This window comes from Cryobacterium sp. RTC2.1 (genome assembly GCF_035018685.1).
Classification (GTDB): domain Bacteria; phylum Actinomycetota; class Actinomycetes; order Actinomycetales; family Microbacteriaceae; genus Cryobacterium; species Cryobacterium glucosi.
Map to the genome: position 1 here is coordinate 1 of NZ_JASJXJ010000197.1, position 5,941 is coordinate 5,941.

The 5,941-nt window shown below is 70.2% G+C and carries 5 protein-coding genes; all 5 read right to left on the minus strand.

Annotation, left to right across the window (positions count from 1 at the left end; translation table 11 throughout):
- A partial coding sequence (locus QN357_RS17325) for an FAD-dependent oxidoreductase (protein ID WP_323505266.1) occupies nt 1–1,080 on the minus strand: 1,080 nt, incomplete at its 3' end.
- Entirely contained in the window at nt 1,077–2,378 is a 1,302-nt protein-coding gene (locus QN357_RS17330) for a saccharopine dehydrogenase family protein (protein ID WP_323505267.1), read from the minus strand. The genes QN357_RS17330 and QN357_RS17325, both read right to left, overlap by 4 nt.
- 108 nt (nt 2,379–2,486) lie before the next feature.
- A complete protein-coding gene (locus QN357_RS17335) occupies nt 2,487–3,233 on the minus strand; it encodes a phosphatase PAP2 family protein (RefSeq protein WP_323505268.1) in 747 nt (248 codons plus the stop codon).
- Nucleotides 3,234–3,370: 137 nt separating this feature from the next.
- A complete protein-coding gene (locus QN357_RS17340) occupies nt 3,371–4,627 on the minus strand; it encodes a multidrug effflux MFS transporter (RefSeq protein WP_323505269.1) in 1,257 nt (418 codons plus the stop codon).
- A gap of 151 nt (nt 4,628–4,778) precedes the next feature.
- Nucleotides 4,779–5,941 (minus strand): multidrug effflux MFS transporter (locus QN357_RS17345; protein WP_323505270.1); only part of this gene is annotated, 1,163 nt, incomplete at its 5' end.

Here is a 5,941-nt window from a genome sequence, read left to right on the forward strand (position 1 = left end):
GAGGCCGACCGTCGCGGCCCAGTCCCGAGGAACCCCGAGCACGCCGGACCAGGCGTGGTCGATCGTCACCCCTGTCGTCGCGGGGAAGAACCGGTTGAGGATGCCGCGCAGCGCGTCGACCGTGCCCGCAGGGGTGTGCCCGTCGGAGTCCGTCCGCGACCCGAACCGGTACGGCACCCCGCGGCCGCCGATCGCGATGCGGTCGTCGGCGGTGCGCTGGGCGTACATGTAGGCGTGCGCCATGTCGCCGAGGGTCTCGCAAGCGTCCCAGCCGATGCTCTCCCAGACCGCCGGCGCGAGCGGCGCCGTCGCGATCAGCGACGAGTTCATCGGCAGCCAGGCCCGGTGCAGGCCGCGCAGTCCCGCGGTGAAGCCTTCGGTCGCCCGCACGACGACGTCGGCGGCGACGACCCCGCGCGCCGTGACCGCTCGGTGCGGCGTGATCTCGATGACCGTGGTGTCCTCGTAGATCTCGACGCCGAGCGCCTCGACGACCCCGGCGAGTCCGGCGGCGAGTTTCGCCGGGTGGATGCGAGCGCAGTGCGGGTGCCACATCGCTCCCGTGGCTCCGACGACGTTCACGCGAACGGATGCCTCCGCGGCCGTCAGGAGCTCGACATCCGTTTCCGCCCACTCCTGTTCGGCCCGGGCGCTCGCCTCGAGCCGCCGCTGCTGGGGCACGTCGCACGCCACGGTGAACTCGCCGCCCTTGACGATGTCGGCGTCGATGCCCTCGGCTGCGGCGACCCGGATCACCTCGTCGACGGTGTCGTTCATCGCGGTCTGGAACCGGGCCGCGGAGTCCCGCCCGTGGGTGGCGACATACTGCTCGCGTCCTCCCGTGATCGAGTTCGTCAGCCAGCCGCCGTTCCGCCCGGAGGCCCCGTAACCGGCGAAACGCTGCTCGAGGATCACGATGCGCAGGCCGGGCGCCGCCTTCTTCAGGTAGTAGGCGGTCCAGAGTCCGGTGTAGCCGGCGCCGACGATGCAGACGTCGGCGCGGAGAGCACCGGGTAGCCGCGGACGCTGCGTCGGCCGGCCGAGCTGGTTCCACCAGAACGAGACCTCGCCGTTGATCATGCCGGGTCGGCCGCGGAAGCGGGCAGCACCAGCCGGTCTTCCATCCCCCAGGGCTCGCCATATCCACCGGATTCCTCGCTCGCGCTCATCAGGTCGAGGAACGGTTTCGCGTCGAACGCCTCGGGACCGAGCACACCGAGTCCGCTCCAGGCGCCGGTCGCGAGCAGTTCGAGGGCGATCACGGGGTTGAGGGCGGTCTGCCAGACCACGCACTGGGCGTCGTACTCGCGCATCGTCCACTCGTTGTCGCTCACGTGGTACAGGTACACCTCGCGCGGCTCCCCATCGACCCCTGTGCCCGTGACCCAGACTCCGGCGCAGGTCTTCCCGGTCATCCGGGGTCCGATCGTGGCAGGGTCGGGCAGGCTCGCCGCGACGACGTCGCGGGGCGCGACCCAGACGGGCCCGGACTCACTGCGCACCCGCACCGGGGTCACGCTGTCGAGGCCGAGGCGGTGCAGGGTCTGCAACACGCCGATGAACTCCTCACCGAGCCCGTACTTGAAGGTGACCCGCTTCGCGTCGAGCCAGCGCGGCATCAGCAACACCTCTTCGTGTTCGACATTCACGCACTCGACCGGGCCGATCCCCTCCGGGAAGTCGAAGATCTCCGGTTCGCTGAACGGCGGCGTCGTGAACCAGCCGCGGTCCTTCTCGAAGATCACCGGCGGGTTCAGGCACTCCTCGATCGTGGTCCAGATGCTGAACGAGGGCGCGAAGATCTCGGCACCGGACTCGTCGCGCACGACGAGATTGGCGCCGTCGCGGGTACCGAGCTCGTCGATCTCGCTGAACAGGTGGTCTGCGGCGTACCGGGCGAACACGTCGGACAGCCCCGGCTCGACGCCCATCCCGACGAGGGCGAGCCGCCCGGCGGTCTCCCAGTCTGCGGCGAGCGCGAACTGGTCGTCGCCGAGCTTGACGCCGGTCTCGTGGTACGGGTCGGTCGGGTGCGGCTCGGAAAGGCTCGCCGCCATGTCGAGGTAGTCGCAGCCTGCGGCGAGCGCCCCGGCGAACACGCTCGGCACGAACTTCGGCTCGACCGCGTTCATCACGTGCGTCGCGCCGTGTTCCCGGGCGACGGATGCGACGCGGTCCGGATCCCCCGCATCGATCTGGGCCGCTGTGAAGCGGGCCGCGCTCTCGTCACCGTACTTCGCTGCGACGGCGGCGATCGTCCGTTCCGCCCGGCCGATGTCATAGTCGCTCACGATCACCCGCTCGAAGAACGACCGGCGGGCGATGATCTTCGCGAACGCGTCTCCGACGCCGCCCGCCCCGACAAGGAGGATTCTCATTCGATGACGCTACCGCGCTCATCCGCCGTTGTCTGCCCCGCATCCCGACCAATTCGACGGAATTTTCGCCTCAAACGGCCCGAAACACCCGTCCCGGGTACACAAGCCTCACAAGGGGTGCCGAACCGGTTCTGGGGCGGGCGGATGCCGGCGGGCCAGCCGGCGCTCGCCGTCCAGTTTCGCGGCGAGGGGCGCCCAGAGCAGCACGGCGACGCCGATGCCGAGCAGCAGGCCGCCGATGGTGTCGGTGAGCCAGTGCGCGCCGAGGTAGGTGCGGCTGACCATCATCGCGACGGCCCAGACCGCGCCGGTCACCCAGACCCACACCTTCGGGAAGATCAGGGCGAGGCAGACGACCATCGTCGCCGCATTCGCTACATGCCCGGAGGGGAATGAACCGAAATCGCTGGTGACCAGCATGTCCTGAGGGCGGGCGCGGCCGAACAGGTTCTTGAGAAGTTGTACGAGCCCGGAACTGACGATCGTTGCCACCAGGAGGTAGCCCGCCGCCCAGGGACGTTTCAGCAGGAGCAGTCCCACCAGGATCAGGACCGGGATGATCACGACCCCGGCGATTCCCGCGCCGAGGAAGTTCATCACGAGCGAGGCGTACTCCCAGATCGGCGCCCGGTGCTCGATGATCTCGGCCATCCACTCTGTGTCGATAACGAGCGGATTCCCGTTGTCGCGAAAGACGATCAGGGCGCCGAGGCCCGCGGCAAGGAGTACCGCCACGAGACCGCTGAGGAGAGGCCAGCGCCGGGCGACGCGTCGCGCCGCCGGGGCCGCCGCGGTTTCCGGGGCGACGGCGGGTGCAGGGTCTGGCTCGGGTGCGCGGGCGCTGTCATCGTCCATCAGGCTATGTTAGGCCGACCTCGGGGCGGACCCCCGCACCCGTTCCCGCCACGGACACCTGTTGCCCGTGCGCGAGCCACAGTCGGCCGCACCGGCCGCAGTTGTCCGCACCGGCCGCAGCTGCCCGGCGGGCGCGCTCAGTGGGCGAGGCGCGGGACCGTCCGCGGGCGCAACACGAACCACAGGGAGCACACCGAGGCGAGCGCGGTCCCGAGCATGACCGCGGCCATCGGCACCGCGGTCGAGACCCCGAGCATTCCGACGACCGGCGAGACGAGACCCGCGAGCCCGTAGTTGCCCGCCCCGAGGAGGGACGCCGCCGTGCCCGCTTCGTGCGGATGCGCGTTGAGCGCGATCACCTGCACGGAGGGGAAGGTGAATCCGCACGCCGCGATGAAGAACCAGAGCGGCACGATCACGCCCCAGAGCCCGGCGTCGACGAGGCCGAGCACGAGCATCAGGGTCGCGAACACGGCGAGCGCGGCGGTCGAGCAGGCCAGGATCCACTGCGGGGCGACGTTGTGGCGGTGCATCAGCCGGGAGCTCGTCTGCACCCCGACGACGATGCCGAGGGAGTTCGCCGCGAACAACACCCCGTATTGCTGCGGCGTGAACGCGTAGACCTGCTGGAAAAGGAACGACGATGCCGACAGGTAGGAGAACAGCCCGGTGAAGGTCATCGCTCCGACGATCGCGACCCCGACGAAGGTGCGGTCGCCGAGCACCGCCCGGTAACGCTGGCCGAGGGTGCTGTGCCCGGCGTGGTGGCGCTCGTTCACCGGCCGGGTCTCGACGATCCAGATGGCGACCGCGGCGATCACGACAGCGCCGTACCCGGCGAGAACGATGAAGATGCCGCGCCAGTTCATCACGAGCAGCAGCTGCGAGCCGAGAACAGGCGCGACAACGGGCGCGAGTCCGCTGATCAGGGCCAGTCGGGACAGCATCCGCACGAGCGGCTTGCCGCCGAACAGGTCGCGCACCATGGCGAGGGCGACGACGACGCCCGCCGCGGCACCGAAGCCCATCAGCACGCGGAAGACACCGAGCCAGACGATGTCGGGCGAGAGCGCGGCGCCGACGCTGCTCGCAATGTGGAAGCCGGCCGCGAGCATGAGCGGCAGTCTGCGGCCGACCTTGTCGCTCCACGGCCCGACGATGAGCTGGCCGAGCCCGAACCCGACCATGGTGCCGGTCAGGGTGAGCTGGATGGCGGCCGCCGAGACGCCGAGCTCGCTCTGCAGTGTCGGGAACGCGGGAAGGTACAGGTCGATCGTGAACGGGCCGAGCGCCGTGAGCGCGCCGAGAATGAGCACGTAGACGAGCCGCTGCCTGCGGGACAGCGCATCACCCGGGTGCCTCCCGGTCGCCCGCAGGTCTGCTGCGGTGATCACGGTCAGTGATTCGGTGGTCAGGGCGGGGTCCTTTGCTCGGTTTCCCGCGAGTCAGGATGCCGCGGGCCGGGTCCGGCTGCATCGAGAGTCCCCAGGGTGCCAGGTCGCACCTGCGTCCAGCCTACGTAGCGCCCGGCGCGGGCCGCGCGGTTCAGGCCGCGTCGAGCGTCCCGAGCGACCGCGGCCGCACGAGGGTCCACAGCACGACGATCGAGACAACGGCCGTCACGCCCATCACCGCGGACATCGGCACGGCGGTGCCCACCCCGAGCAGTCCGACGATCGGGGAGATCAGCCCCGCGACCCCGAAGTTGGCCGCGCCGAGCAGCGACGCGGCGGTCCCGGCCTCGTGACCGTGCGCATCCAGCGCGATCACCTGCGCCGACGGGAAGGTGAAGCCGCACGCGGCGATGAACACCCAGAGCGGAACGAGGGTGCCCCAGAGGCCGGTGCCGGCGCGGTCGAGCACGAGGATCGCCATCGCCGCCGTGAGCAGCACGATCGTCGATACGGCGATGATCCACTGCGGGGCGACGTTGAAACGGTGCATCAGCACAGAGGAGAGCTGCACGCCCGCGACGATGCCGAGCGAGTTCACCGCGAACAGCACCCCGTACTGCTGCGGGCTGAACGCGTACACCTGCTGGAACAGGAAGGGCGAGGCGGAGAGGTAGGAGAACAGCCCGGTGAAGGTCATCGCCCCGATGATCGCGACCCCGACGAAGGTGCGGTCGCCGAGCACGGCCCGGTAGCGCTGGGCGAGCGTGTTGTGCCCGGAGGCGTGGCGTTCCAGCGTCGGGAGGGTTTCGACGATCAGGAACGCGACCGCCACCACGACGACGACGCCGTAGCCGGCGAGCACCCAGAAGATGCCGCGCCAGCTCATCACGAGGAGGAGCTGCGACCCGATCACCGGGGCGAGCACGGGGGCGAGCCCGCTGACCAGGGCGAGCCGGGACAGCATCCGCACGAGCGGCTTGCCGCCGAACAGGTCACGCACCATCGCGAGGGCGACGACCGCGCCCGCCGCCGCGCCGAAGCCCATCAGCACCCGGAAGACGCCGAGCCAGACGATGTCCTGGGACAGTGCGGCGCCGACGCTGGCAAGGATATGGAACCCGGTCGCGAGGAGCAGAGGCAGGCGGCGACCGACCCGGTCGCTCCACGGCCCGACGACGAGCTGGCCGAAGCCGAAGCCGATCATGGTCCCGGTCAGGGTGAGCTGGATGGCCGCAGCCGAGACGCCGAGTTCGCTCTCGAGCGTGGGGAACGCGGGCAGGTAGAGGTCGATCGTGAACGGGCCGAGCGCGGTGA